The following is a 26,704-nucleotide window of genomic DNA, read 5'->3' on the forward strand; positions in this document are numbered from 1 at the left end:
CCGCTCCCACAAGGAACGCGCCGCTCTCAAGGTCTGTGCAGTACCTGTGGGAGCGGGTTTACCCGCGAAGACGCCGGCACAGGCATACCAATCTACCCACCAAAAATCGACAGGTCCAAGGGCCGCAAAGCCCCCATCCAGATCGCATGATCCCGGTGGTCCGCCAGCTCATCCCCGGTCAGCGGGTGCATGAACACCACCAAACCCTTCCGATACAGCGCCAGCCATGGCAGCACCACGCCCACGAACTCCGGCTCGAACGCCAGCTGGCAACTCCAGTCCGGGTGCGGCCCCACCGGCTTCTGGTGCATGCGCCCCATCGTCACGGGGAACAGCCGCGCCGCCTCCTCGCACAGTTCCCGGGCCTGCTCCATGGTCGCTGCGTCGTAATAAACGTGGGCGTGGTAACCCTTGATCCTCTGCACGATAACTCCTGATTGCGGTCCAACCATCACCACCTGCAAAGGGAGTGATGCAGTGAAAAACGCCGAAACCCCAGTGTACAAACTGGTCTTGTTCGGGCCTGAAAGCAGCCTGGGCAATGCCCTGATGGCCGAGCTGCTGTCGCGCCAGCACGAAGTCACCGCCGTGGTTGATGACCTCAACCGCCACACAGCGCGCCCGGGCCTGCACTTCAAGATAGGCGGGCTGCACGATGCCGACCAGGCTGAACAGGGCGCGGCAGGCGGCTCGGCAGTAATCGCCCTGCTATCGGCGCTGGCGCCAGGTGACTTGCCGGGGCAAGCACGCCTGAGCGAGGCACTGGTGGCGGGGCTTGAGCGTACGACTATACGCCGGCTGTTGCTGGTGGGCGATTTCGCTGTGCTGGATGAGCCGGGCAAGTACAGCGAGGCAGAGCGGGAATGCGTGGACCATGTGGTTGATGGGTTGCAGCGCAGTGCGTTGCGCTGGACCCTGATCAATACGCCGCAGGCGTTGCCCGATGAGGGGTGGGCACGTGTGGCGGCGGGGATGGCGGATATGCTGGAACTGGACCTGCACCGGGGCGAGCATCTGAACTTCGTGGTCTAGATCTGAGCAGCCTGTGGGAGCGGCCTCGCCGGGGCGCCGTACCGGTCGGATGGGCCGCAAAGCGGCCCAAAATCTCAAAGGCTGCGCTCATGCTCCAGCCAACCGACAAACCGCTCGATCAGCGCCCCACGCCGCTTGCGCGGTGGCAGAACCGCATAATATCCACGCTCCGAGCGCAAACTCCCCTCCAAAGGCCGGCAAAGCAACCCTTGCTCCACCAACTTATCCACCAAGTGCCCCCACCCAATCGCCACGCCCTGGCCAGCAATCGCTGCCTGAATCAGCAACGTGTAGTTGTCGAAACGCAACTGCCCCGCCGCCGGCGGGCTGGCCACACCAAACCCGCGAAACACCCCCGCCCAGTCAAACCAGCGGCTGGCTTGCTCGCCCTTCAAATGCAGCAAGGGCAATCGTTGCAAAGCCACGGCTGACAAGGGTTTGCCATCCGTCAGCCGGGGGCTGCACACCGGGAAAACTTCCTCATCGAACAGCCAGCGGCTTTCGCCCTGGTGAAAGCGCCCATCACCGAAAAGCACCGCCACATCGATGTCCGGGCGCAGCATCCCCTGGCTGCGTTCACCGGTGACCAGGCTCACATCCACCTGTGGATAAGCCTCATGAAAGCGCTGCAGCCTTGGCATCAGCCAGAACGCCGCAAAAGCAAAGTCGGTGGCCACCTGCAGCACCTCGCGCTGGCCGCGACCGGTGGCTTGGGCAATGCCGTCATCCATCGCCTGCAGGCCCTGGTGCACCTGCTGGAACAACACCTGGCCGGCCTCGGTCAACTCGATGCCCCGGTAAATGCGATCGAACAGGCGCGTGCCCAGCTGTGCTTCCAGGCGCTTAACCTGCTGGCTCACGGCCGGCTGCGTGGTACCCAGCGCCAGCGCCGCAGCGGTAAAGCCCCGCAGGCGTGCTGCGGCTTCGAATACGCGCAAGGTATCCAGCGACAACTCTGCGAGGTGGTCAAACATAAGCTCAGCTAATCCCAGTCATTGCCCACCATGGGCTTTACCCATGTTATCCACAGTCTCATCTTGGTAGGCAAGCAGATCGCATAACTCCAAACGATGGAAGCCACCATGACGCGCCCGAATATCCTGTTCATCATGGCCGACCAGATGGCCGCACCCTTGCTGCCAATCTACGCCCCTTCGCCCATCCAGATGCCGCACCTGAGCCGCCTGGCCGAGCAGGCGGTGGTGTTCGAGTCGGCCTACTGCAACAGCCCGCTGTGCGCACCGTCCCGCTTTACCCTGGTCAGCGGCCAACTGCCTAGCCGCATCGGAGCCTACGACAATGCCGCCGATTTCCCTGCCGATGTGCCGACCTATGCCCACTACCTGCGCCGCCTGGGTTACCGCACCGCACTGTCAGGCAAGATGCACTTCTGCGGCCCGGACCAACTGCATGGCTACGAAGAGCGCCTGACCAGCGATATTTACCCAGCCGACTATGGCTGGGCAGTGAACTGGGATGAGCCGGATGTTCGCCCGAGCTGGTACCACAACATGTCCTCGGTGCTGCAGGCCGGTCCGTGCGTGCGCACCAACCAGCTGGATTTCGACGAAGAAGTGGTGTTCAAGGCACGCCAGTACCTGTACGACCACGTGCGTGATAACGATGGCCGACCGTTCTGCCTGACCGTTTCCATGACCCACCCGCACGACCCCTACACCATCCCCAAGCGTTACTGGGACCGCTACGAGGGTGTGGATATCCCCATGCCCCGTGCCGAGTTCGGCCAGGCAGAACTCGACCCGCATTCGCAGCGCCTGCTGAAGGTCTATGACCTGTGGAACAAGCCGCTGCCTATGGAAAAGATCCGCGACGCCCGCCGCGCCTACTTCGGCGCTTGCAGCTACATCGACGACAACATCGGCCAGCTGCTGCAAACCCTGGAGGAGTGCAACCTCGCCGACGACACCCTGATCGTGTTCTCCGGCGACCACGGCGACATGCTTGGCGAGCGTGGCCTCTGGTACAAGATGCACTGGTTCGAGATGTCGGCGCGGGTTCCGCTGCTTGTCCATGCGCCCAAGCGCTTTGCAGCAGGCCGGGTCAGCGCCTCGGTATCGACCTGCGACCTGCTGCCAACCCTGGTCGAACTGGCCGGCGGGGCTGTGGATAAAAGCCTGCACCTGGACGGCCGCTCGCTTGTCGGCCATCTGCAAGGGCAGGGCGGTCACGATGAAGTGATCGGCGAATACATGGCCGAAGGCACCGTCGGCCCGCTGATGATGATCCGCCGCGGGCCGTACAAGTTCGTGTACAGCGAGGATGACCCCAGCCTACTCTATGACCTGAGCCGCGACCCGCACGAGCGGGAGAACCTCACCGGCAGCCCGGAGCATCAGGCGCTGCTGCAGGCATTTGTCGATGAAGCACAACAGCGCTGGGATATCCCCAGCCTGCGCCAGCAGGTACTGGCCAGCCAGCGGCGCCGCCGCCTGGTGGCCGAGGCGCTGGCCATCGGCACGCTGAAAAGCTGGGACCACCAACCGCTGGTGGACGCCAGCCAACAGTACATGCGCAACCACATCGATCTCGACGACCTCGAGCGCAAGGCACGTTATCCACAGCCCGCCCCCCTGGATTGAGAAGAGAGGCCGCCATGCACAAGTTCTCCGCCGCCGTGTTCGCCCTGGCCATAAGCACCGCCACGGCCCACGCCGCCGACAGCGACGCGCAATGCAGTACCGTGAAAATGGCCGACCCCGGCTGGAGCGATATTGCCTCGACCAACGCCGTCGCCCGCCTGTTACTGGAAAGCCTGGGCTACCAGGTGAAAATCGACAGCCTGGCCGTGCCAATCATCTATGGCGGCCTGAAGGACGGCCGCGTCGATGCCTTCCTCGGCAACTGGATGCCGGCGCAGCAAGGCTTCCATGACAAGTTCATCGCCAACGGCGATGTGCAGCAGCTGTCGCGTAACCTGGAGGGAACCGAATTCACTCTGGCAGTGCCCGACTATGTGTGGAATGCCGGGGTGAAGGACTTTGCCGACCTGCAGAAGCACGCCGACCAGTTCGACAAGAAATTGTACGGCATCGGCTCCGGCGCCCCGGCCAACCTGTCGTTGAAGGAAATCATCGACAAGAATGAGTTCAACCTTGGCCAGTGGAAGCTGGTGGAGTCCAGCGAGCAGGCGATGCTGGCCCAGGTCGACCGGGCGGTGAAGAAGCAGCAGTTCATCACCTTCCTTGGCTGGACCCCGCACCCGATGAACGTGAAGTTGAAAATGCACTACCTGACCGGCGGGGAAAAGTGGTTCGGCAGCAAGGGCGAGGTGTACACGCTGACCCGAAAGGGTTATCCACAAGCCTGCCCGAATGCAGCGAAGCTGTTGGGTAACCTTAAGTTCACACTGGACATGGAAAACTCCATCATGGCCGAGGTTGTGGATAAGAAGATCAGCTTCGATGACGCGGCCAAGGCTTGGGTGAAGACGTATCCCGAGGTGCTGGACGGGTGGTTGGCTGGAGTGACTACCAAGGCCGATGGCAATGCCCTGGAGGCCGTCAAAGCCAAACTGTAGTCTTAGATACGACGCGCCCCTGTGGGAGCGGGTTCACCCGCGAATGCTGCAGTGAATGTACCGACGCATTCGCGGGTAAACCCGCTCCCACAGAGGGACAGTGGACCTTTGGAAATGTGAATATCTCATGCATCGCATCATCCACCTGCTGCCCTTCCTCTCCTGGCTACCCCGCCAATCGGGCCACAGCCTGCGCCAGGACCTGCTGGTCGGCCTGAGCGGTGCCATCCTCGCCCTGCCACAATCCATCGCCTATGCCCTGATCGCCGGCCTGCCCGCCGAATACGGCTTGTACGCTGCCATCGTGCCGGTGCTGATCGCCTGCCTGTGGGGCTCGTCCTGGCACCTGATCTGCGGCCCGACCGCCGCCATTTCCATCGTGCTCTACGCCAGTATCAGCCCGTTGGCCGTGGCCGGCAGCGCCGATTACATCACCCTGGTGCTGCTGCTGACCTTCCTCGGCGGCATCTTCCAGCTGCTGCTCGGGCTTTTGCGCTTTGGCGCGCTGGTCAATTTCGTTTCCCATTCCGTGGTACTCGGTTTCACCCTGGGCGCCGCTATCGTCATTGCCCTGGGCCAACTGCCCAACCTGCTGGGCATGGACCTGCCCAGCCAGGCCACGGCCCTGAAGACCATGCAGGACCTGGCCAGCCATGCCGGCGAGGTCGACCTGCCTTCCCTGGTTCTGGGTTTGGCCACCGTCATGATCGGCGTGGCCTTCAAGCTCTGGCGCCCGCGCTGGCCGAGCCTGTTGATTAGCCTGATGCTGGTGAGCCTGCTGGCCTGGTTGCTGCCTGGCTACTTTGGCCATGTGCCAAGGGTGACGGCGTTCACCGGGCAACTCCCACCCTTCAGCCCGCTGCCTTTGCTGGATGTGGAACTGATGCTGCGTCTGCTGCCCAGCGCCGTAGCGGTGGGCATGCTGGGGCTGGTCACCAGCCTGTCGATTGCCCGCTCGTTGTCGGCACGTTCGGAACAACTGATCGACCCTGATCAGGAAATACGCGCACAGGGCCTGTCGAACATCGCCGGTGCATTCTTCTCCGGCTACCTGTCCGCCGGTTCCTTCACCCGCTCCGGCCTGAGCTACGAGGCGGGTGCCCGCTCGCCCATGGCCGGGGTGTTCTCGGCGCTGTGGGTGGCGTTGTTTGCCGTTACCGGCGCCGGCCTGATCGCGCACCTGCCGATACCGGCCATGGCCGGCAGCATTCTGCTGATCTGTTGGGGGTTGGTGGACCATCGAGGGATTCGCGCGCTGTTCAGGGTCAGCCGCTCGGAGTTTCTGGTGATGGCGCTGACGGCGGCGGCGACGTTGTTGCTGGAGCTGCAGACAGCGATCTATGCCGGGGTGCTGGCGTCGCTGTTCTTCTATTTGAAGCGCACTTCACGGCCACGGGTGCAGCAAAGCCGTGAAGGGGACGCGGATGTGTTGCGGGTGGGCGGGTCGATTTTCTTTGGTGCCGCGCATTACCTGCAGGTGCGCTTGCAGCGCTGCCAAGGGCCGCATGTGGTGATCGATGCGCGGCAGGTGAATTTCATCGATTACTCGGGTGTGGATATGTTGCACCGCGAGGCGCGGCGCTTGCGGCGGTTGGGCGGGAGTTTGACCCTGCACCGGGCCAGGCCGCAGGTGATCGAGGAATTGCAGAAGCTCGAAGGGGTGGCGTTGTGCCCGATCCGGTTTGAAGAGTGAGGTTGGGTCGAGATCCTGGGGCTGCCTTGCAGCCCATCGCGACACAAGGCCGCTCCTACAGGGATCTCGATTTGCCGCCAGACCGCGATCCCCTGTAGGAGCGGCCTTGTGTCGCGATGGGCCGCAAAGCGGCCCCGACAATCTCAGCCCCGAGCGAGCTGCCGTCGCAGCTCCGCCAACACCGGCGCGGTATCAGGCCGAACCCCACGCCAGATAAAGAAGGCTTCAGCCGCCTGCTCAGCCAGCATCCCTAACCCATCCAGCACCTTTGCAGCGCCCAAGTCAGCGGCCCATTGGCAAAACGGCGTAGGCTCCTTGCCATACATCATGTCGTAGCAAACCGTACGCCCCGCCTCGACCAGGCTGTCGGCAATCGGCGGCATTTCCCCGGCCAGGCTCGCCGAGGTGGCGTTGATGATCACATCCACCGGCTCCTGCAACCAGGCGAACCCGCTCGCCACCACCGGGCCCAGCTCATCGAACTCACGCGCCAGCTGCTCGGCCTTTTCCACCGTCCGGTTTGCAATTACCAACGATTGCGGCTTGTGCGCCAATATGGGCTCCAGCACGCCACGCACGGCGCCACCGGCCCCCAGGATGAGAATGCGCTTACCGGCAAGCTCGACCCCGGCATTCACCGTCAAGTCGCGCACCAGGCCAGCGCCATCGGTGTTGTCGCCCTGCAGGGTGCCATCAGCCAGCTTGCTCAGCGTGTTCACTGCACCAGCGCGCAGGGCACGCGGGGTCAGGCTGTCGCACAAGCGGTAGGCTTCTTCCTTGAACGGCACGGTGACGTTACCGCCGCTGCCTTGCTTGAAGAAGCCGCGCGCGCAATCACTGAACTCGTCCAGCGGCGCCAGCAGGGTGGCGTATTCCAGGTCCTGCCCGGTCTGCTCGGCAAACAGGCGGTGGATCAGCGGCGACTTGCTGTGGCCGATGGGGTTACCAAAAACGACGTACTGGTCCATGACGGCTCCTTGTTTATCCACAGGCTTACTGGCCTAGCCAGTCGCGGTCCTGCAGGAAGTACTCGGTCAGGCGCGCTTCTTCGCTGCCGGGCGCAGCCTTCCAGTCGTAGCCCCAACGCACCTGAGGCGGCAGCGACATGAGGATGGACTCGGTGCGGCCACCGGACTGCAGGCCGAACAGGGTGCCACGGTCGTACACCAGGTTGAACTCCACGTAACGGCCGCGACGGTATTCCTGGAACTCGCGCTGCTGCGGGGTGTAAGGCGTGTCCTTGCGGCGCTGGACGATCGGCAGGTAGGCGTTGACGTAGGCATCGCCAATGGCGCGGATGAAGGCGAAGCAGGTGTCGAAGTCCCACTCGTTCAGGTCATCGAAGAACAGGCCGCCGATACCGCGTGGCTCGCCACGGTGCTTGAGGTGGAAGTAGCGGTCGCACCAGGCTTTGTAGCGTGGGTACACGTCGGCGCCGAAGGGCGCGCAGGCCTGCTCGGCCACATGGTGCCAGTGGATGCAATCTTCTTCATTGCCGTAGTACGGCGTCAGGTCGAAGCCGCCGCCAAACCACCACACGGCTTCTTCACCTTCTTTCTCGGCGATGAAGAACCGCACGTTGGCGTGGGAAGTGGGCACATGCGGGTTGTGCGGGTGAATCACCAGCGACACACCCAGGGCCTCGAAGCCACGGCCAGCCAGTTCAGGGCGGTGGGCACTGGCCGAGGGCGGCAGGCCGGCACCAAACACATGGGAGAAGTTGACCCCGCCTTTCTCGATCACCTTGCCGTCGCCGATCACCCGCGTGCGGCCCCCGCCACCGGCTTCGCGCACCCAGGCATCCTCGACGAAGCGGGCGCCGCCGTCTTCTGTTTCGAGGGCAGAGCAGATGCGGTCTTGCAGGTCGAGCAGGTAGGCTTTCACGGCCTCGGTGCGGCTAGTCATCGGGTCACCAGAAACGGGCAGGGAAGAATTCGCCGCGTAGCATACCACCGCCAGCCCGCGCGCCGCAGTTGACGGCGATCAAGCAAAGGCGTCCGATAGAAGGCCTTTCCCGATCCCGACGACAGGAGTGCGAGATGGCCAAGCGTATCCAGTTCAGCCAGCATGGCGGCCCGGAAGTGCTGCAGTTTGTGGAATTCGAACCCGCCCCGCCCGCGCCGCAGCAGGTGCGTGTGCGCAACCATGCCATCGGCCTGAACTTCATCGACACGTATTTTCGCAGCGGGCTGTATGCGCCGCCGTCCCTGCCTGCTGGCCTGGGCACAGAAGCGGCCGGTGTGGTCGAGGCCGTAGGCGAGGGCGTGACCCGGCTGAAAGTGGGTGACCGCGTGGCCCATGCCGGCGGGCCGCTGGGTGCGTACAGCGAGGTGCATACGCTGCCGGAGGCCAACCTGGTCAAGCTGCCCGACAACATCAGCTTCGAGCAGGCGGCAGCGGTGATGCTCAAGGGTTTGACCGTGCAATACCTGCTGAAGCAGACCTATGAAGTCAAACCGGGCGACGTGATCCTGTTCCACGCGGCAGCGGGTGGCGTGGGTTCGTTGGCGTGCCAGTGGGCCAAGGCCCTGGGCGCCAAGCTGATCGGTACCGTGAGTTCTGCCGAGAAGGCCGAACGGGCCAAGGCGCTGGGGGCATGGGAAACCATCGACTACAGCCATGAAGATGTGGCCAAGCGAGTACTGGAGCTGACCGACGGCAAGAAATGCCCGGTGGTGTATGACGGGGTGGGCGCCGATACCTGGCTGACCTCGCTGGACTGCCTGCAACCACGTGGGCTGATGGTGAGCTTCGGCAATGCCTCGGGCGCGGTGAGCGGGGTGAACCTGGGGATTCTGGCGCAGAAGGGCTCGCTGTATGTGACCCGGCCGACCTTGGCCACCTATGCCAACAATGCCGAGAACACCCAGGCCATGGCCGATGACCTGTTTGCAATGATTGGCAGTGGCAAGCTGGTTGTGGATATCCAGCAGCGGTATCCGCTGAGCGAGGCGGCCAAGGCACAGGCAGAGCTGTCGGCGCGCAGGACTGTGGGGTCGACTGTACTGATCCCCTGAACCCGACACATTCCCTGTGGGAGCGGGCATGCCCGCGAAGATGCCACCGCAGTGCATGGCACCGGCTTTGCCGGTGTTCGCGGGCATGCCCGCTCCCACAGGTACTGTGTCGGCTTCGATAGCTGCGCTATGCCTTTAAGGGTCGGTTTGCCGGTGGTGGGGTCGACTCGATGCCATCGAGTATCGCCTCAATCACACCCTCCGCCATTTCAATCGCATGCAGGTTCGACCAAAACATGCCACGGCCTTCTTCACGCATGTAGTCCAGGGCTTTGTACCCGGTTTCGTAGGCGCTGCGCAGGTATAGGGCTACGTGGACCAGAGCGTCCTCGGCGGAAATGTTCGGGTTGACGGTGAAGAGCGGGTCATGGCCGGCGTCGCAGCGGCCGAAGGAGCGGGTGGAGGTGCAGGGTAGGGGTGGATCTGGAACAATTTTCTTCATCATTAGATCTCGCTTCATGGCCCCACCCAGTCGGTACCACACGAATGGGTGGCAGCTGTACGCAGGGTGGTAAACCGGGTGAGAGATCTAAAACCCAGCAGGCACGAAGCCTCCTGCGAACAGCCGCCATGGACTGCCAAGATCTCTCTGAACCCGGGTTACCACACCCGATCGCCAAGTTATTCGGCGACGGTTTAAGCCTAAGGGCAGAGGTTCCCGCTGAGAAGGTGACGGCAGAGGACGCGGGTCGTAGGATATTTCCGAAGCGGCCGGCTGGACAGCCATTTTGGTAATAATCAGAAAAGTCTGATCATTTAGAAGGCAACAGGAGGCGCATGCACAGCACGCGAGAAAAAGGGGGCTGCCTTGACCGTGCTGGTTTGGAAGCGTAGCGTTCCCTGTTCAGGTTGTACTGGTGCGCCGGCTGAGCTCAAGTTATCCGGGCGAGTACATCCTTACCATTGAGGCCGCTTATGCGGCCTTTGTTTTTTCGGGTAGGTATGCCTACGCCCCCCAATCGATTTGGCGCACTACGCAGACCGCGTAATGGCAACCAAGCGCTTGCCTTGGTTTCTGTGGCGCTGCGTAAATCGAGCGCCGCCCGCGCGGCGCATCGCGAGCTACGCTCGCTCCTACGTTTGTTTCGGGCCAATTATTCCTGTGCCATTTGCGCGCGGCCCCCATTGGCGCATGGCGCGATATCGTGTCGTACAAACAAGGCGGTCGCGCGCGCCTGTAACAGGCATGACTGGCCCAAAACAAACGTAGGAGCGAGCGCAGCTCGCGATGCGGCGCGCGGGCGGCGCTCGATCTCACAGGCAAAGAAAGCATCAAGGCTAACACCTGGGACATTGGCCCCCTGTGGGAGCGGGTCATCCGCCAGGCCTGTGGATAGGTATCAGCCAGGCCGAACGACTTCGCCAGTAGCCAGGTTACGAATCACACTAGGGTTCTTCCGCCCACCCAGCGCCCCACCCAACACCAGGTCCAGCTGGCCATGGAAGTACTGCTCAACCCGCAACCGGGTCTTGGCCGCCGGGCGCCCGCCAGGGTTGCACGAGGTGGAAATCAGCGGCCCCACCAGCGCGCACAGTTCACGCACCTGCGGATGGTCACTGACCCGCAGCGCCACGGTGTCATGCTGCCCGGTCACCCATTCGGGCAACAGTTCCTGGTGCGGCACCAGCCAGGTATTGGGCCCCGGCCAGGTGCTACCCATGCGCTCGATCCAGTCTTCGGGGAAGTCCTCGAACAGGAAGTCGAACTGGCGGATGTTGTCGGCAATCAGGATCAGTCCTTTATCCACAGGCCGCGACTTGAGCGCCAGCAGGCGATACACCGCGTCCTCATTCCATGGATCGCAGCCAAGGCCCCAGACCGCTTCCGTCGGGTAGGCGATTACTGCGCCCGCCCGGATCTCACGTGCGGCTTGTTGCACACGAAAACTGCTCACCATTGCTGTTTCTCCGCCTCTATACCTTGCATGTGAGCAGTGTACTTAGCCCGCGCGGGCAAACCAACGCCCGGCTTCATTGCTGACCCGGCCGTCCAGCTCCAGCTCGGTCAGCTGCGCCAGTACCTCGGCCAACGGCAGCTCGCTGCAGTGCGCCAGGCTTTCGCTGGTTTGCGGTGCTGCATGCAGCAGGGCAAGCAGGGGATGCTCGAACCTGTCCACAACTGCAGGCGGCAGGTTCTGCCAACCCTTCAGGCTTTCCAGGATCTGCTCCACACTTTCCACCAGCAGCGCCCCATCACGGATCAGCTGGTGACAGCCCTTGGCCCCCGGGTGGTGAATGGAACCCGGAATGGCATACACCTCGCGGCCTTGCTCGGCCGCCAGGCGCGCCGTGATGAGCGAGCCGCTGGCCAGGCTGGCCTCGACCACCAACACCCCCAGCGACAAGCCGCTGATGATGCGATTGCGCCGTGGGAAATTGCCGGGCAGTGGCCCGGCATCCAGCGGATACTCGGAAACCAGCGCACTGCCATTGTCGATCATCGCCTGCGCAAGCTCATGATGGCGCTGTGGATAAAGTTTTTGCAGCCCCGTACCGAGCACGGCAATCGTGCACCCACCGGCCTGCAACGCGGCCCGATGAGCGGCACCGTCGACACCTACCGCCAGCCCGCTGGTAATGGTGAAACCGGCTTGTGCGAGATAGCGGGAAAATGCCCGGGCAGTGTCGAGCGCCGGGGGTGTAGCACGTCTGCTGCCCACGATGGCCAGCTGAGGGCGGTCGAGCAAGGCCGGTTCACCCGCAACGAAAAGCAGCGGCGGGGCATCGTCGGTTTCTGCCAGCAAGGCAGGGTAGCCAGGGTCGTCCCACATCAGCAAATGCTGGCCCGGGCGCTCTAACCAGGCCATTGCGGCCAGCGCCCCATCTCGTACCTCGGCACTGCGCCGGGCATCGATGGTGGCTTGCGGGATGCCCAACGCTCGCCAGGCCGCACCGGGCGCACTGAGCGCGCAAGAGGCACTGCCGAAGGCATCGAGCAAGGTGCGAAAACGTCGCAGTCCTGTCTCGGGCAGGCGATGCAGACGTAATCGCGCCTCAAGTTCGGCAGGCGGGCAGAGCGACGAATGGTAACGGGGCATGAGGATCGTCCTTGATCGAAACAGGGCCATTTACGTGGCACAACCTGTGGATAACTCTGTGAGTAACACTTTGAAAAGCTGTCCATTGATTGGGGGCTATCAAGCCCATAGACACCCTAGACGAGCTTGCCAGGTGCCGAAATGCCCGTTTCCCTTTATTATGTGTGCTCAGTTTTCAACCGAACGCACAGTGACTGCCTGACCTTATGGCCATCTTGAACATTCTCGAATTCCCGGACCCGCGCCTGCGCACTATCGCCAAACCGGTGACGGAGTTCGACGACGCCCTGCGTCAGCTGATCGACGACATGTTTGAAACCATGTACGAAGCCCCTGGTATCGGCCTGGCCGCCACCCAGGTCAACGTGCACCTGCAGGTCGTGGTCATGGACCTCAGCGAAGACCGCAGCGAGCCGCGCGTCTTCATCAACCCCACGGTCGAAGAACTCACCCACGACATGGGCCAGTACCAGGAAGGTTGCCTGTCGGTGCCCGGCTTCTACGAGAACGTCGACCGCCCGCTGCGTGTTCGGGTCAAGGCCCAGGACCGCGACGGCAAGCCGTTCGAGCTGGAATGCGAAGGCCTGTTGGCGGTGTGCGTGCAGCACGAATTCGATCACCTCAACGGCAAGCTGTTCGTTGACTACCTGTCGCAGCTCAAACGCGACCGGATCAAGAAGAAACTGGAAAAGCAGCACCGCCAGCAAGCCTGATCCCCACCTTCCAGAAGGCTTGCTCCGGCAAGCCTTTTTCTTTTTTGAAGCGAGAACTCCATGCGCATCGTCTTTGCAGGCACTCCAGAGTTTGCCGCCGAACACCTCAAGGCCCTGCTCGACAGCCCCTACGAGATCGTGGCCGTCTACACCCAGCCCGACCGCCCAGCCGGCCGTGGCCAGAAGCTCATGCCAAGTGCGGTCAAGGCACTGGCCGTGGCCCATGACATCCCGGTGTTCCAGCCGCAGACCCTGCGCAACGCCGATGCCCAGGCCGAACTGGCCGCATTGAAGCCAGACCTGATGGTGGTGGTCGCCTACGGCCTGATCCTGCCGCAGGCGGTGCTGGATATCCCGCGCCTGGGCTGCATCAACAGCCACGCTTCTCTGCTGCCACGCTGGCGCGGTGCGGCACCGATCCAGCGCGCCGTGGAAGCCGGCGACGCCGAGAGCGGCGTAACCGTGATGCGTATGGAAGCTGGCCTGGACACCGGCCCGATGCTGCTCAAGGTCGTCACCCCGATCAGTGCCGACGACACCGGCGGCACCTTGCACGACCGCCTGGCCGAGATGGGCCCGCCTGCCGTCGTACAGGCCATCGCCGGCCTGGCCGACGGCTCGCTGCAAGGTGAAGTACAGGATGATGCCCTGGCGACCTACGCACACAAACTGAACAAGGACGAGGCGCGCATCGACTGGAGCCGCCCGGCCGTCGAGCTGGAGCGCCTGATCCGCGCCTTCAACCCGTGGCCCGTGTGCCACAGCACCCTCGATGGCGAAAGCGTGAAGGTGCTGGCCGCCAACTTGTCCACAGGCAAGGGCGCCCCGGGCGAAATCCTTTCCGCCAGCAAGGACGGTCTCGTCGTTGCTTGCGGTGACCAGGCGCTGAGCCTGACCCGCCTGCAATTGCCTGGCGGCAAGGCGCTGAGCTTCAGCGACCTGTTCAACAGCCGCCGCGAGAAGTTCGCCGCCGGCAAGGTGCTGGGCCAATGAACCCACGCCTCGCTGCCGCCCGTGCCCTTGCCGCTGTGCTTAGCGGCAAGGCCTCGCTGAACAGCTCGCTGCCGGCCCAACTGGACAAGGTCGACGAACGCGACCGTGGCCTGACCCAGGACCTGGCGTTCGGCACCGCGCGCTGGCAACCACGCCTCGACCTGCTGGCCGCCCAACTGCTGCAAAAGCCCTTCAAGGCCGCCGACGCCGATGTTCAGGCGCTGCTGCTGGTTGGCCTGTACCAGCTGTTCTACACCCGCATTCCGGCCCACGCCGCCATCGGCGAAACCGTGGGCTGTGCCGACAAGCTGAAGAAGCCATGGGCCAAGGGCCTGCTCAATGCCGTGCTGCGCCGTGCCCAGCGCGAAGGCGAGGAACTGCTCGCCAGCATGGAGCGCGACCCAGTGGTGCGTACCGCCCACCCGCGCTGGCTGCAGAAGGCGCTGAAAGCGTTCTGGCCCGAGCAATGGGAAGCCATCTGCGCCGCCAACAACGCCCACCCGCCGATGATTCTGCGGGTCAACCGCCGTCACCACAGCCGCGATGCCTACCTGGCACTGCTGGCCGAAGCGGGCATTGGCGCCAGCGCCTGCCAGTACAGCCGTGACGGCATCGTGCTGGCCGAGGCCTGTGACGTGCGCGGCTTGCCAGGCTTCGCCGAGGGCTGGGTGAGTGTGCAGGACGAAGCCGCGCAGCTGTCCGCCGACCTGCTCGAACTGGCCCCCGGCCAGCGCGTGCTGGACGCCTGCTGCGCACCGGGCGGCAAAACCTGCCACTTGCTGGAGGCCGAAGCCGGCCTGGCCCACGTCGTGGCCATCGACCTCGAAGCCAAACGCCTGATCCGCGTGCGCGAAAACCTCGACCGCCTCAAGCTCGACGCCGAGCTGATCGCCTGCGATGCCCGCGACACCGCCAGCTGGTGGGATGGCAAACCGTTCCAGCGCATCCTGCTCGACGCGCCATGCTCGGCCACCGGCGTGATCCGCCGTCACCCAGACATCAAGCTGACCCGCCAGGCCGACGACATCCCGGCCCTGGCAGCGCTGCAAGGCGAGCTGCTCGACGCCCTGTGGCCAACCCTGGAAGTAGGCGGCATGCTGTTGTACGCCACCTGCTCCAGCCTGCCGACCGAGAACACCGAAGTAATCGACGCTTTCCTCGCCCGCACCCCAGGTGCCCGTGAGCTGGACCTGGCCACCGAGGCCGGCCTGCGCCAGCCCCACGGCCGCCAGTTGCTGGCCCAGGAAGGCGGCCACGACGGCTTCTACTATGCCAAGCTGATCAAGATCGCCGCCTCACGCGGATAAGCACACAGGGTAGGGAGTAGCGGATGAAGATCATCATCCTTGGCGCAGGGCAGGTAGGCGGTACGCTGGCAGAGCACCTGGCCAGCGAAGCGAACGACATTACCGTGGTCGATACAGACGGCGACCGCCTGCGCGACCTCGGCGATCGCCTGGACATCCGTACCGTGCAGGGCCGCGGCTCGCTGCCGACGGTGCTGCGCCAGGCCGGTGCCGACGACGCCGACATGCTGGTGGCGGTCACCAACAGCGACGAAACCAACATGGTCGCCTGCCAGGTGGCCTATTCGTTGTTCCACACCCCGACCAAGATCGCCCGGGTGCGTGAATCGTCCTACCTGACCCGCGAAGAGCTGTTCGACAACGACCACATCCCGGTGGACGTGCTGATCAGCCCCGAGCAGGTGGTGACCAACTACATCAAGCGCCTGATCGAACACCCAGGCTCGCTGCAAGTAATCGACTTCGCCGAAGGAAAGGCCCAGTTGGTGGCGGTAAAGGCCTACTACGGCGGCCCGCTGGTCGGCCAGCAACTGCGCCAGATACGTGCGCACATGCCCAACGTCGACACCCGCGTGGCGGCCATCTTCCGCCGCGACCGGCCGATCACTCCGCGTGGCGACACAGTGATCGAGGCTGACGACGAAGTGTTCTTCATCGCCGCCAAAAAGGACATTCGCGCCGTGATGGGCGAACTGCGGCGCATCGACGAAACCAACAAGCGCATTGTCATCGCCGGCGGCGGGCAGATCGGCGAGCGTCTGGCCGAAGCCATCGAAAGCCGCTACCAGGTGAAGATCATCGAGATGAGCCCGGCCCGTTGCCGGCACCTGTCCGATACCCTGGAAAGCACTGTGGTGCTCCAGGGCAGTGCCTCGGACAAGGACCTGATGCTCGAAGAGAACATCGCCGATGCCGATATTTTCCTGGCCCTGACCAACGACGACGAAGCCAACATCATGTCGTCGCTGCTGGCCAAGCGCCTGGGTGCGGGCAAGGTGATGACTATCATCAACAACCCGGCCTATGTCGACCTGGTGCAGGGCGGCGATATCGACATCGCCATCAGCCCGCAGCTGGCAACCATCGGCACCCTGCTGGCGCACGTGCGCCGGGGCGACATCGTCAGCGTGCATTCGCTGCGCCGCGGCGCGGCCGAGGCCATCGAGGCCGTGGCGCACGGGGATTCGAAGTCGAGCAAGGTGGTCGGCAAGGCCATCGAAGACATCGCCCTGCCACCGGGTACCACGATCGGTGCGATCATCCGTGACGAAGAAGTGATGATCGCCCACGACGACACCATGATCGAATCGGGGGACCATGTGATCCTGTTCGTTGTGGATAAAAAGCATATTCGCGATGTGGAAAAGCTGTTCCACGTCGGCTTGAGTTTCTTCTAGGAGAAGAGGGCATGCGCGAATCGCTGGAGAAGATGCTGGCCAAGGGTGTGGATAACCCGCTGCTCAGGTTTGGGCTGGGCAAGGCTTGGCTGGATGAAGGCAACGGCGTTGAAGCGGCGGTGCACCTGGCGCGCTGTGTTGAGCAGGACCCGAAATATTCCGCAGCGTGGAAGCTGCTGGGCAAGGCGTATCAGTTGCAGGGTGACCTGACGGCAGCACGCAAGGCCTGGGAAGACGGAATCGTGGCGGCGCAGGCCCATGGGGACAAGCAGGCCGAGAAAGAGATGACCGTGTTCCTCAAGAAGCTCAACAAGGTCTGAGATTGTCTGGGCTGCTTTGCAGCCCATCGCGACACAAGGCCGCTCCTACAGGTGACCGCCATCCTTTGTAGGAGCGGCCTTGTGTCGCGAAAGGGGCGCAAAGCGCCCCCAAAAATCTCAATACCAGCGCGGCTCGCCAGCCGGTCGCTTCTTGAAGCGCTTCATGCTCCACATGTACTGGCTCGGGTACTCGCGCACATAGCGTTCGACTACCTTACTCATCGCCGCCGCCGACACGTTGACGTCGGTGCTGTACATCTCCTCGGGCGCCGCCTCCAGAAACACCTTGAAGCCCGAACCATCCGGCAGCCGCAGCGCATGCAGAAACACCCCCACCGCCTTGCCACCCGCCAGCATGTTAGGCACGAACTTGCTGGTCAGCGCCTGGGTGCCCAGGAACGGCACGAACACCCCTGCCGATTCCGCAGGCTCCGGGTCGGCAGGAATGCCCACCTGGCCACCGCGGCGCACTTCCTTGATCACGCTGAGGATGCCTTCCTTGGTCGAAGGCGCCACGCGGTTGCCCATCTGCACGCGCTGCTCGCGCAGCAGGTCATCCACCGCCTTCAGCTTTGGCGGGCGGTAGAAGATGATTGGTTTGCACTGGTTACAGTAGAAGTGGTTCAGCACTTCCCAGTTGCCCAGGTGGCTGGTAATACCCACCACGCCCTTGCCCGAAGCCAGGGCCTGCTCCAGCACTTCCAGGCCGTGCACTTCCTTGACCAGCTCCAGCGAACGCTGCGGCGGCCAGATCCAGGCACAGGCACTTTCGACAAAGGATTTGCCGATATCCCGCAGCGCCTGGCCAACCAGCTGCTCACGGGCAACCGGGTCCATCTCGGGGAAACACTTGGCCAGGTTGATCCGCACCACGTTGCGCGAACCGTTGGGGACTTTCCACATCAGCCAGCCAATACCCGCGCCGACGCGCTGTACAGCGCCCCAGGGCAGCTTGGCAAACAGGCGCAGCACCCCGACCATCAGGGCGCCCTTGAACTTTTCCACAGGCGAATTCCTTATTTCAGCAAGGCGCGCATTGTAACCCCTCAGCGCAACAAGGCGGCGTAGCGATCGCAATCGGTGGTGTGGTCCATGACCATGCCGGTGGCCTGCATGAAGGCGTAGCAGATGGTCGGGCCGACGAAGGTGAAACCGGCCTTCTGCAGGGCCTTGCTCATGGCCGTGGCTTCGTCGGTGACAGCCGGCACTTCGCCGCGCCCCTTGAAGTGGTTGATCTTCGGCTCGCCGCCGACGAACGACCACAGCCATTGCGCAGGGTTATCCACAGCCAGCCAGGCTTGCGCGTTGCGCCGCGCAGCCTTGAGCTTGAGGCGATTGCGAATGATGCCGGCATCTTGCATCAGTTCTTCGATGCGTTCGTCGCTCATGGCGGCCAGTTTCACCGGGTCGAAGCCGTACATCACCTGGCGATAACGCTCGCGTTTGCGCAAAACGGTGATCCACGAAAGCCCGGCCTGGAACCCTTCGAGCAAAAGCATCTCGAAGAGCAACGCCGGGTCACGCTGGGGCGTTCCCCATTCCTGGTCATGGTAGGCCTGGTACAACGGATCGTCGGTACACCAAAAGCAGCGTGGCATAAGGCTCCAATGAGTAGAGGGCGAGGCGAATCAGGTTATACTCCCGCTCTTTACATCCGCATCCCCAGATACAGGTGAATTTCGTGAGCCAGCCTACGCCAGCCGTGCGTACCTTCCAAGACCTGATCCTCGCCCTGCAGAACTACTGGGCAGCTCAAGGTTGTGTGGTGCTTCAGCCCTACGATATGGAAGTAGGCGCCGGCACTTTCCATACCGCCACGTTCCTGCGCGCCGTCGGCCCAGAGACCTGGAACGCCGCCTACGTGCAGCCTAGCCGTCGCCCTGCCGACGGGCGGTATGGCGAAAACCCAAACCGCCTGCAGCACTACTACCAGTTCCAGGTAGTGCTCAAGCCCAACCCGGCCAACTTCCAGGAGCTGTACCTCGGCTCGCTGAAAGCCATCGGCCTGGACCCGCTGGTGCACGACATCCGCTTCGTCGAAGACAACTGGGAATCGCCGACCCTCGGCGCCTGGGGTCTGGGCTGGGAAATCTGGCTGAACGGCATGGAAGTCACCCAGTTCACCTACTTCCAGCAGGTAGGCGGCATCGAGTGCTACCCGGTTACCGGTGAAATCACCTACGGCCTGGAGCGCCTGGCCATGTACATTCAGGGCGTGGACTCGGTGTACGACCTGGTGTGGGCCGACGGCCCGTTCGGCAAAGTCACCTATGGCGATGTGTTCCACCAGAACGAAGTGGAGCAGTCGACCTATAACTTCGAACACGCCAACGTCGACAAGCTGTTCGAACTGTTCGACTTCTACGAAAGCGAAGCCAACCGCCTGATCAAGCTGGACCTGCCGTTGCCGACCTACGAAATGGTCCTGAAGGCCTCGCACACCTTCAACCTGCTGGACGCCCGCCGCGCCATCTCGGTAACCGAGCGCCAGCGTTACATCCTGCGTGTACGTACCCTGGCCCGGGACGTGGCGCAAAGCTATCTGCAAGCCCGCGCACGCCTGGGCTTCCCGATGGCCACCCCTGAACTGCGTGACGAAGTGTTGGCTAAGCTGGAGGCTGCACAATGAGTGCTCAAGATTTCCTGGTAGAACTGGGCACCGAAGAGCTGCCACCCAAGGCCCTCGCCAGCCTCGGCGACGCCTTCCTGGCCGGCATCGAGAAAGGTCTGCAGGCCGCTGGCCTGAACTACACCGGCAAGCAGGTGTACGCCGCGCCACGTCGCCTGGCCGTGCTGATCCGCCAGCTGGACGTGCAGCAGCCTGACCGCAGCATCAACATCGACGGCCCGCCCATGCAGGCTGCTTTCAAAGACGGCGAGCCGACCCAGGCAGCCTTGGGCTTTGCCAAGAAGTGCGGCGTAGAGCTGGCCGAAATCGACCAGAGCGGCGCCAAGCTACGCTTCTCCCAGCACATTCCGGGCAAGGCCACCGCCAGCCTGCTGCCGACCATCATCGAGGATTCGCTCAACGACCTGCCGATCCCCAAGCGCATGCGCTGGGCGGCCAGCCGTGAAGAGTTCGTGCGCCCAACCCAATGGTTGGTGATGCTGCTGGGCGACCAGGTGGTCGACTGCACTATCCTGTCGCAGAAGGCCGGCCGTGAATCCCGTGGTCACCGCTTCCACCACCCGGAAAACGTGGTGATCACCACCCCGGCCAACTACGTCGAAGACCTGCGCAAAGCCTACGTGCTGGCGGACTTCGCCGAGCGCCGCGAGCTGATCAGCAAGCGTACCGCCGAGCTTGCCATGCAGCAGGAAGGCACGGCCATCGTGCCGCCGGCGCTGCTGGACGAAGTGACCGCCCTGGTCGAGTGGCCAGTGCCGCTGGTGTGCTCGTTCGAGGAGCGTTTCCTCGAGGTGCCGCAGGAAGCCCTGATTACCACCATGCAGGACAACCAGAAGTACTTCTGCCTGCTGGACAGCGAAGGCAAGCTGCTGCCGCGCTTCATCACCGTGGCCAACGTCGAAAGCCGTGACCCGAAGCAGATCGTGCAAGGCAACGAGAAGGTCGTGCGCCCACGCCTGACCGACGCCGAGTTCTTCTTCAAGCAAGACAAGAAGCAGCCGCTGGAAACCTTCAACGAGCGCCTGAAAAACGTGGTGTTCCAGGCTCAGTTGGGCACCGTGTACGACAAGGCCGAGCGTGTTTCCAAGCTGGCTGCCTTCATCGCCCCGCTGATCGGTGGCGACGCCCAGCGTGCCGGCCGTGCGGGCCTGCTGTCCAAGTGCGACCTGGCCACTGAAATGGTCGGCGAATTCCCTGAGATGCAGGGTGTTGCCGGTTACTATTACGCGCTCAACGACGGTGAGCCGCAAGACGTTGCCCTGGCCCTGAACGAGCAGTACATGCCGCGCGGTGCTGGCGCCGAGCTGCCGCAGACCCTCACCGGTGCTGCCGTGGCCATCGCCGACAAGCTCGACACCCTGGTCGGCATCTTCGGCATCGGTATGCTGCCTACCGGCAGCAAGGACCCGTATGCCCTGCGCCGTGCCGCGCTGGGCGTGCTGCGTATCCTGATCGAGAAGCAGCTGGACCTGAACCTGACCGGTGCGGTCGAGTTCGCGGTCAAGCAATTCGGTGCCAAGGTCAAGGCCGCGGGCCTGGCGGAGCAGGTACTGGAGTTCATCTTCGACCGCCTGCGTGCGCGTTACGAAGACGAAGGCATCGACGTCGCCACTTACCTGTCGGTACGTGCCCTGCAGCCAGGCTCGGCCCTGGACTTCGACCAGCGCGTGCAGGCCGTGCAGGCCTTCCGCAAGCTGCCGGAAGCCGAAGCCCTGGCCGCGGTGAACAAGCGTGTATCGAACCTGCTGAGCAAGGCTGAAGGCGCCATCGCCGAACAGGTCGAGCCGAAGTACTTCGACAACGCCAACGAGTTCTCCCTGTACTCGGCCATCCAGCAGGCCGACCAGGCCGTGCAACCGATGGCTGCTGCACGCCAGTACAGCGAATCGCTGGCCCGCCTGGCCGCCCTGCGTGACCCGGTCGATGCCTTCTTCGAGGCGGTGATGGTGAACGCCGAAGACGCCAAGGTACGTGCCAACCGTTATGCCCTGCTCAGCCGCCTGCGCGGCCTGTTCCTGGGCGTGGCCGACATTTCGCTGCTGGGGTAAGCCTTGAAACTGCTGATTCTCGACCGTGACGGGGTGATCAACTACGACTCCGACGCCTACATCAAGACGCTGGAAGAGTGGGTGCCGATCCCAGGCTCGGTCGAAGCGATCGCGCAGTTGAGCAAGGCCGGCTGGACGGTGGCTGTGGCCACCAACCAGTCCGGCATTGCCCGTGGCTATTACCCGCTGGCAACCCTCGAAGCCATGCACGCGCGCCTGCGTGCGCTGGTGGCCGAGCAGGGTGGCGAAGTGGGCCACATCGTGTATTGCCCGCACGGGCCAGACGAAGGCTGCGATTGCCGCAAGCCCAAGCCTGGCATGCTGCGGGCGATCGCCGCGCATTACCAGGCCGGCCTTGAAGGCGTCTGGTTCGTCGGCGACAGCAAAGGTGACCTGGAGGCTGCCCTGGCCGTCGGTGCACAGCCCGTGTTGGTGAAAACCGGCAAGGGCGAGCGGACCCTGGAAAAAGGCGTCCCGGAAACTACACTGATTTTCGACGATCTGGCAGCTATCGCCAGAGAACTAATTTAAACAGTGCGCCTTCGGGCGCATTTTTCTCAGGCGGGCATGCCCCGCAATGGTACAAGCCACTATGTCGATCCTGCAGGCGATCAGAATCTTTCTTTTTTACCTGCTGCTGGGCACCAGTTCGCTGCTGTGGTGCTCGCTGAGCTTCTTCATCGCGCCATTCCTGTCGTTCCCCAAGCGCTACAAGTTCATCAACGTGTACTGGTGCCGCTGCGCGCTGTTTCTGGTGCGTACCATCCTGGGTATCGACTACAAGATCACTGGCGCCGAGAACGTACCGGATGAGCCTTGCGTGATTCTGTCCAATCACCAAAGCACCTGGGAAACCTTCTTCCTGTCCCAGTACTTCTCACCGCTTAGCCAGGTGCTCAAGCGCGAGCTGCTGTACGTGCCGTTTTTCGGCTGGGCCATGGCCATGCTGCGGCCGATCGCCATCAACCGCGACAACCCCAAGGAAGCGCTGCGCCAGGTGGCGAGCAAGGGTGACGAGCTGCTCAAGCAGAAAACCTGGGTGCTGATTTTCCCGGAAGGTACACGCGTGCCGTTCGGTACGATCGGCAAGTTCTCCCGCGGCGGCACCGCACTGGCTGTGAATGCCGGGTTACCGGTGCTGCCAATTGCCCACAACGCCGGCAAGTTCTGGCCGAAGACCGGTTGGGGCAAGCGTGCCGGTACCATCGAGGTGGTCATTGGCGAGCCGATGTACGCCAATGGTACCGGGCCACGTGCTATCGCCGAGCTCAACGACCGCGCTGCGGCGTGGAACGAGGCAACCCAGCGGGCCATGGGCTCGCTGCCACCAGCTGCGGAAAAGCCCCAGGAGCAGATGGCCTGATCATCTGTGGATAACTTGTGAGCAATTTTTCCATCAAATGCTTAAAGTGATCTCTAAGTGTTTGAATTATCTGTTTATTTCTGTGCATTACATTTTCTTGAAAATCGTGCATAAGTTTTTTCGAGGCATAAAAAAACCGGCTTTTACAGCCGGTTTTTTTATGGCATGCAGACAGCATCAGACTTTGTCGATATCGACGTCCTTGGTTTCTTTCAGGCAGAAGATCCCCACCACCAGACTGATACCGGTCACCAGCACCGGGTACCACAGCCCGTAGAAGATATCCCCGGTATAGACCACCAGCGCGAACGATACGGTCGGCAGGAAGCCACCGAACCAGCCATTGCCTATGTGATAGGGCAGCGACATCGAGGTGTAGCGGATACGGGTCGGGAACAGCTCGACCATCACCGCCGCCAACGGGCCATAGGTCATGGTCGCGATCAGGATCATCGCCACGATCAGCACCACCACCATCACCTGGTTGACCTGCTCAGGGTCGGCCTTGGCCGGGTAGCCCGCCTGCTCGATTGCAGAGCGCATGGCGGTTTCGTCGAAGCCGTTGATGGTCTTTTCACCAATGTTCACCACCACATCGCTACCGGCCACGCTTACCGAGCTGTACGGCAGGCCCTGCTTCACCAGGAAGGTCTTGACCTTGTCGCACGGGCTGTCGAAACGTGCCTTGCCCACGGGGTCGAACTGGAAGGTGCAGCTTTGCGGATCGGCGGTAACCACGATCGGCGCCTGACGGCTGGCGGCGTCAATCTGTGGGTTGGCGTAATGGCTCAGGGCCTTGAACAGCGGGAAGTACAGCACCGTGGCCAACAGCAGGCCGAGCATCAGGATTGGCTTGCGGCCGATGCGGTCCGACAGCCAGCCAAAGAACACGAAGAATGGCGCACCGATCACCACACTGATAATCAACAGGGTGTTGGCTTGGGCGGGGTCCATCTTCAGCATCTGGGTCATGAAGAACAGCACGTAGAACTGTGCCGTGTAAAAGGTCACGGCTTGGCCGGCGTTGATGCTGAACAGTGCGGTGAGCACCACTTTCAGGTTTGGCCAGGATGTAAACGACTCACGGATCGGCGACTTGCTGATCTTGCCCTGGGCCTTCATTTTCACGAACGCAGGCGATTCGTGCATGCTCATGCGGATCCAGGTGGAAATGGCCAGTAGCACGATCGACAGCAGGAACGGCAGGCGCCAGCCCCAGGTTTCGAACTGGTCACCACTGATGTAGCGGCTGCCCAGTACCACCAGCAGCGACAACAACAGACCCAAGGTTGCAGTGGATTGGATGAAACCGGTGTGGAAGCCACGCTTGCCGGGGGGCGCATGCTCGGCCACGTAAGTGGCCGCACCGCCATATTCGCCGCCCAGCGCCAGCCCCTGCAACATGCGCAGGATTACCAGAATGATCGGTGCGGCAATGCCAATGCTGGCGTAGGTAGGCAACAACCCCACCGCGAAAGTGGACAGGCCCATCAGCACGATGGTGACCAGGAAGGTGTACTTGCGCCCGATCATGTCACCCAGGCGGCCGAACACCAGCGCGCCGAAGGGCCGTACCAGAAAGCCCGCAGCAAAGGCCATCAGGGCGAAGATGAAGGCGGTGGTGTCGTTCACACCAGCGAAGAATTGCTTGCTGATGACCGCTGCCAGCGCACCATAGAGAAAAAAGTCATACCACTCGAAAACCGTCCCAAGGGATGACGCGAAAATGATCTTGCGCTCTTCACGGCGGCTGGAGCTGCTGGCCGCCGCACCCTGCTCTTGGATGTAATCCGACATCGTTGCTGTCCTCGGCCCTTAGGCCACAGTGATTATTCTTGTTGTTCCACTGTCGGCAGCTTTCGACCGCAAGCCGCCGGTACTGCACACACCCGGGTCAGGGCGTCGGTAACGCGTCTTCGTTCAAGTAGGTCTGGGTAGCAGCTCCTTTGAGGATCAGTTGCGCCGCCTTCTCGGCGATCATCAGGGTGGGGGAACAGGTATTGCCGGAGGTGATCTGCGGCATGATCGAGGCATCTGCCACGCGCAGGCCGGGGATGCCGTGTACGCGCAGCTGGTTATCCACAACATCCATGGCACCATTGCCCATGCGGCAGGTACCGACCGGGTGGAAGATGGTGGTGCCGATCTTGCCAGCAGCGTCGAACAGCTCCTCCTCGGATTGCAGGGCCGGGCCCGGCAGGTATTCCTTAGGCTCGAACGCCGCCAGGGCAGGGGCCTGGACGATGCGCCGGGTGAGGCGGATGGCATCGGCGGCGACACGCAGGTCTTGCGGGTCGCTGAGGTAGTTGGGGTTGATCAGCGGCGTACTGTTCATGTCAGTGCTGCAGATATCGATACGCCCACGGCTGGCCGGGCGCAGGTTGCATACCGAAGCAGTAAAGGCCGGGAACTGATGCAACGGTTCGCCGAAACGCTCCAGTGATAGCGGCTGCACGTGGTACTGCAGGTTGGCGGTGGCCTGGTCGGTGCTGGAACGCACGAAGGCGCCCAGCTGGCTTGGCGCCATGGCCAGTGGACCGCTGCGGTCGTAGAGGTAGCGCAGGCCCATGCCCATCTTGCCCCAAAGGCTGTTGGCCATCTGGTTCAAGGTGCGGGTATTGCGGATCTGGTAGATCAGCCGAAGTTGCAGGTGGTCCTGCAGGTTGCCACCAACGCCAGGCATGTCGTGCCGAACGCCAATCCCCAAGGTTTCCAGCAACTGACGCGGGCCAATGCCGGAGCGCTGCAAGATTCCGGGCGAGCCGACCGCACCCGCACAGAGGATGATTTCACGGCGCGCCGCAAACTCATGCCAGGCGCCTTGCCAAAACGCTTTCACGGCCCGCGCGCGGGTGTTGTTGAGCAGTACCTGTTCAACCTGAACGCCGGTCAGCACCGTGAGGTTGGCGCGGTCCTTGATAGGCCGCAGGAAAGCTTTGGAGGCATTCCAGCGCACGCCGCTACGCTGGTTGACCTGAAAGTATCCACAGCCCTCGTTGTCGCCGGTGTTGAAGTCATCGACCTTGCCGATACCGCTTTGCTCGGCGGCATCGCGGAAAGCATCGAGAATTGGCCAGCTGTAGCGCTGGCGCTCGACTCGCCATTCGCCGTCAGCGCCATGGTGCTCGCTGGTGCCGGCAAAGTGGTTCTCGCTGGCCTTGAACAGCGGCAGCACGTCTTTCCAGGCCCAGCCATCGTTGCCTTGCTCAGCCCACTGGTCATAGTCGGCGGCCTGGCCACGCATGTAGATCATGCCGTTGATCGAAGAACAGCCACCTAGCACCTTGCCCCTTGGGTAACCCAGTGCGCGACCGCCCAGGCCAGGCTGTGCCTCGGTCCTGAAGCACCAGTCGGTGCGTGGGTTGCCGATGCAGTAGAGGTAACCGACGGGAATGTGGATCCAGGGATAGTTGTCGCGACCACCTGCCTCCAGCAGCAGCACGCGGCAGGAAGGATCGGCGGACAAACGATTGGCCAGCAGGCAACCGGCAGGACCGGCACCAACGACCACGTAGTCGAAGACAGAATCGGCTGATGGCATGTGCAACCTCGGGCCTGATTATTATTCTTGTCCCGATCCATCTTAGTGAGTAATTTCGTGGAGGGAACACGAGAT

At 62.8% G+C, this 26,704-nt stretch carries 25 protein-coding genes; 14 read left to right on the top strand and 11 right to left on the bottom strand.

Features of this window, described 5'->3' with window-relative positions; translation table 11 throughout:
- Positions 1-92: 92 nt before the first annotated feature.
- A complete protein-coding gene (locus tag DM807_RS04070) occupies positions 93-425 on the bottom strand; it encodes a DOPA 4,5-dioxygenase family protein (RefSeq protein ID WP_012269888.1) in 333 nt (110 codons plus the stop codon).
- A 52-nt stretch (positions 426-477) separates the two neighbouring features.
- Here DM807_RS04070 and DM807_RS04075 point away from each other — a divergent pair, with 52 nt between their 5' ends.
- A complete protein-coding gene (locus DM807_RS04075) occupies positions 478-1,032 on the top strand; it encodes an NAD(P)H-binding protein (protein ID WP_012269887.1) in 555 nt (184 codons plus the stop codon).
- Between the two features lie 74 nt (positions 1,033-1,106).
- Here DM807_RS04075 and DM807_RS04080 read toward each other — a convergent pair whose 3' ends face one another.
- Positions 1,107-2,006: a choline sulfate utilization transcriptional regulator gene (locus DM807_RS04080; RefSeq protein WP_012269886.1), complete on the bottom strand. Its 900-nt coding sequence runs from the start codon at positions 2,004-2,006 to the stop codon at positions 1,107-1,109.
- Between the two features lie 108 nt (positions 2,007-2,114).
- Here DM807_RS04080 and betC point away from each other — a divergent pair, with 108 nt between their 5' ends.
- From betC to DM807_RS04095, 3 genes are all read left to right on the top strand, one after another.
- On the top strand, positions 2,115-3,632 hold the full coding sequence (gene betC / locus DM807_RS04085; protein ID WP_012269885.1) for a choline-sulfatase: 1,518 nt from the start codon (positions 2,115-2,117) through the stop codon (positions 3,630-3,632).
- Between the two features lie 14 nt (positions 3,633-3,646).
- Positions 3,647-4,570, top strand: a complete 924-nt coding sequence (gene choX / locus DM807_RS04090) for a choline ABC transporter substrate-binding protein (RefSeq protein ID WP_012269884.1) — start codon at positions 3,647-3,649, stop codon at positions 4,568-4,570.
- A 127-nt stretch (positions 4,571-4,697) separates the two neighbouring features.
- Positions 4,698-6,263, top strand: a complete 1,566-nt coding sequence (locus DM807_RS04095) for a SulP family inorganic anion transporter (RefSeq protein ID WP_179027074.1) — start codon at positions 4,698-4,700, stop codon at positions 6,261-6,263.
- A 143-nt stretch (positions 6,264-6,406) separates the two neighbouring features.
- Here the strand turns inward: DM807_RS04095 and aroE are convergent, their stop codons facing one another.
- Together aroE and hemF are read right to left on the bottom strand one after the other, a co-directional pair.
- The gene (aroE, locus tag DM807_RS04100) at positions 6,407-7,231 is read right to left on the bottom strand and encodes a shikimate dehydrogenase (RefSeq protein ID WP_179027075.1); all 825 of its coding nucleotides are present in this window, start codon (positions 7,229-7,231) and stop codon (positions 6,407-6,409) included.
- Positions 7,232-7,256: 25 nt separating this feature from the next.
- Positions 7,257-8,168: an oxygen-dependent coproporphyrinogen oxidase gene (gene hemF, locus DM807_RS04105; protein ID WP_060515219.1), complete on the bottom strand. Its 912-nt coding sequence runs from the start codon at positions 8,166-8,168 to the stop codon at positions 7,257-7,259.
- Between the two features lie 134 nt (positions 8,169-8,302).
- On the opposite strand from hemF, the gene DM807_RS04110 reads away from it, so the two are divergent.
- Complete coding sequence (locus DM807_RS04110; RefSeq protein ID WP_179027076.1) at positions 8,303-9,280, top strand: NADPH:quinone reductase; 978 nt, start codon at positions 8,303-8,305, stop codon at positions 9,278-9,280.
- Positions 9,281-9,407: 127 nt separating this feature from the next.
- On the opposite strand, the gene DM807_RS04115 is transcribed toward DM807_RS04110, so the two are convergent.
- The 3 genes from DM807_RS04115 to dprA all read right to left on the bottom strand — a co-directional run bounded on the left by DM807_RS04115 (position 9,408) and on the right by dprA (position 12,318).
- The gene (locus DM807_RS04115; RefSeq protein ID WP_060515218.1) at positions 9,408-9,725 is read right to left on the bottom strand and encodes a hypothetical protein; all 318 of its coding nucleotides are present in this window, start codon (positions 9,723-9,725) and stop codon (positions 9,408-9,410) included.
- Positions 9,726-10,620: 895 nt separating this feature from the next.
- Positions 10,621-11,178 carry an L-threonylcarbamoyladenylate synthase type 1 TsaC gene (tsaC, locus tag DM807_RS04120; RefSeq protein WP_179027077.1) on the bottom strand — a complete coding sequence of 186 codons (558 nt, stop codon included), beginning with the start codon at positions 11,176-11,178 and terminating at the stop codon, positions 10,621-10,623.
- A gap of 42 nt (positions 11,179-11,220) precedes the next feature.
- Positions 11,221-12,318, bottom strand: coding sequence for a DNA-processing protein DprA (dprA, locus tag DM807_RS04125; protein WP_012269877.1), 1,098 nt, complete (start codon positions 12,316-12,318; stop codon positions 11,221-11,223).
- A gap of 206 nt (positions 12,319-12,524) precedes the next feature.
- Here dprA and def point away from each other — a divergent pair, with 206 nt between their 5' ends.
- From def to DM807_RS04150, 5 genes are read left to right on the top strand one after another with little or no spacing between them, the layout of a single operon-like run.
- Entirely contained in the window at positions 12,525-13,031 is a 507-nt protein-coding gene (gene def / locus DM807_RS04130; RefSeq protein WP_012269876.1) for a peptide deformylase, read from the top strand.
- Positions 13,032-13,091: 60 nt separating this feature from the next.
- Positions 13,092-14,024 carry a methionyl-tRNA formyltransferase gene (fmt, locus tag DM807_RS04135; RefSeq protein ID WP_012269875.1) on the top strand — a complete coding sequence of 311 codons (933 nt, stop codon included), beginning with the start codon at positions 13,092-13,094 and terminating at the stop codon, positions 14,022-14,024.
- Positions 14,021-15,331, top strand: coding sequence for a 16S rRNA (cytosine(967)-C(5))-methyltransferase RsmB (gene rsmB, locus DM807_RS04140; RefSeq protein ID WP_060515214.1), 1,311 nt, complete (start codon positions 14,021-14,023; stop codon positions 15,329-15,331). Before fmt ends, rsmB begins: the two co-directional genes overlap by 4 nt.
- Before the next feature lie 23 nt (positions 15,332-15,354).
- Positions 15,355-16,728, top strand: a complete 1,374-nt coding sequence (gene trkA / locus DM807_RS04145; RefSeq protein WP_012269873.1) for a Trk system potassium transporter TrkA — start codon at positions 15,355-15,357, stop codon at positions 16,726-16,728.
- A gap of 11 nt (positions 16,729-16,739) precedes the next feature.
- Positions 16,740-17,048 (top strand): tetratricopeptide repeat protein, encoded by a 309-nt coding sequence (locus tag DM807_RS04150; protein WP_012269872.1) that lies wholly within the window; start codon positions 16,740-16,742, stop codon positions 17,046-17,048.
- Positions 17,049-17,165: 117 nt separating this feature from the next.
- On the opposite strand, the gene DM807_RS04155 is transcribed toward DM807_RS04150, so the two are convergent.
- Positions 17,166-18,053: a lysophospholipid acyltransferase gene (locus DM807_RS04155; protein ID WP_012269871.1), complete on the bottom strand. Its 888-nt coding sequence runs from the start codon at positions 18,051-18,053 to the stop codon at positions 17,166-17,168.
- A 41-nt stretch (positions 18,054-18,094) separates the two neighbouring features.
- Positions 18,095-18,646, bottom strand: coding sequence for a DNA-3-methyladenine glycosylase I (locus DM807_RS04160; RefSeq protein WP_012269870.1), 552 nt, complete (start codon positions 18,644-18,646; stop codon positions 18,095-18,097).
- A gap of 83 nt (positions 18,647-18,729) precedes the next feature.
- On the opposite strand from DM807_RS04160, the gene glyQ reads away from it, so the two are divergent.
- The 4 genes from glyQ to DM807_RS04180 are packed head-to-tail and all read left to right on the top strand — an operon-like array spanning position 18,730 to position 23,088.
- A complete protein-coding gene (gene glyQ, locus DM807_RS04165) occupies positions 18,730-19,677 on the top strand; it encodes a glycine--tRNA ligase subunit alpha (protein ID WP_012269869.1) in 948 nt (315 codons plus the stop codon).
- Entirely contained in the window at positions 19,674-21,725 is a 2,052-nt protein-coding gene (gene glyS, locus DM807_RS04170; protein ID WP_012269868.1) for a glycine--tRNA ligase subunit beta, read from the top strand. The genes glyQ and glyS overlap by 4 nt, the downstream gene beginning before the upstream one ends.
- A 3-nt stretch (positions 21,726-21,728) precedes the next feature.
- Positions 21,729-22,256, top strand: coding sequence for a D-glycero-beta-D-manno-heptose 1,7-bisphosphate 7-phosphatase (gmhB, locus tag DM807_RS04175; RefSeq protein ID WP_012269867.1), 528 nt, complete (start codon positions 21,729-21,731; stop codon positions 22,254-22,256).
- Positions 22,257-22,302: 46 nt separating this feature from the next.
- Entirely contained in the window at positions 22,303-23,088 is a 786-nt protein-coding gene (locus DM807_RS04180; RefSeq protein ID WP_012269866.1) for a lysophospholipid acyltransferase family protein, read from the top strand.
- A 177-nt stretch (positions 23,089-23,265) separates the two neighbouring features.
- Here the strand turns inward: DM807_RS04180 and DM807_RS04185 are convergent, their stop codons facing one another.
- Positions 23,266-24,885: an MFS transporter gene (locus tag DM807_RS04185; RefSeq protein ID WP_060493246.1), complete on the bottom strand. Its 1,620-nt coding sequence runs from the start codon at positions 24,883-24,885 to the stop codon at positions 23,266-23,268.
- 97 nt (positions 24,886-24,982) lie between these two features.
- Positions 24,983-26,629 (bottom strand): GMC family oxidoreductase, encoded by a 1,647-nt coding sequence (locus DM807_RS04190; protein ID WP_179027078.1) that lies wholly within the window; start codon positions 26,627-26,629, stop codon positions 24,983-24,985.
- Positions 26,630-26,704: the final 75 nt, after the last annotated feature.

The organism is Pseudomonas hunanensis (assembly GCF_013393325.1).
Taxonomy (GTDB): domain Bacteria; phylum Pseudomonadota; class Gammaproteobacteria; order Pseudomonadales; family Pseudomonadaceae; genus Aquipseudomonas; species Aquipseudomonas putida_P.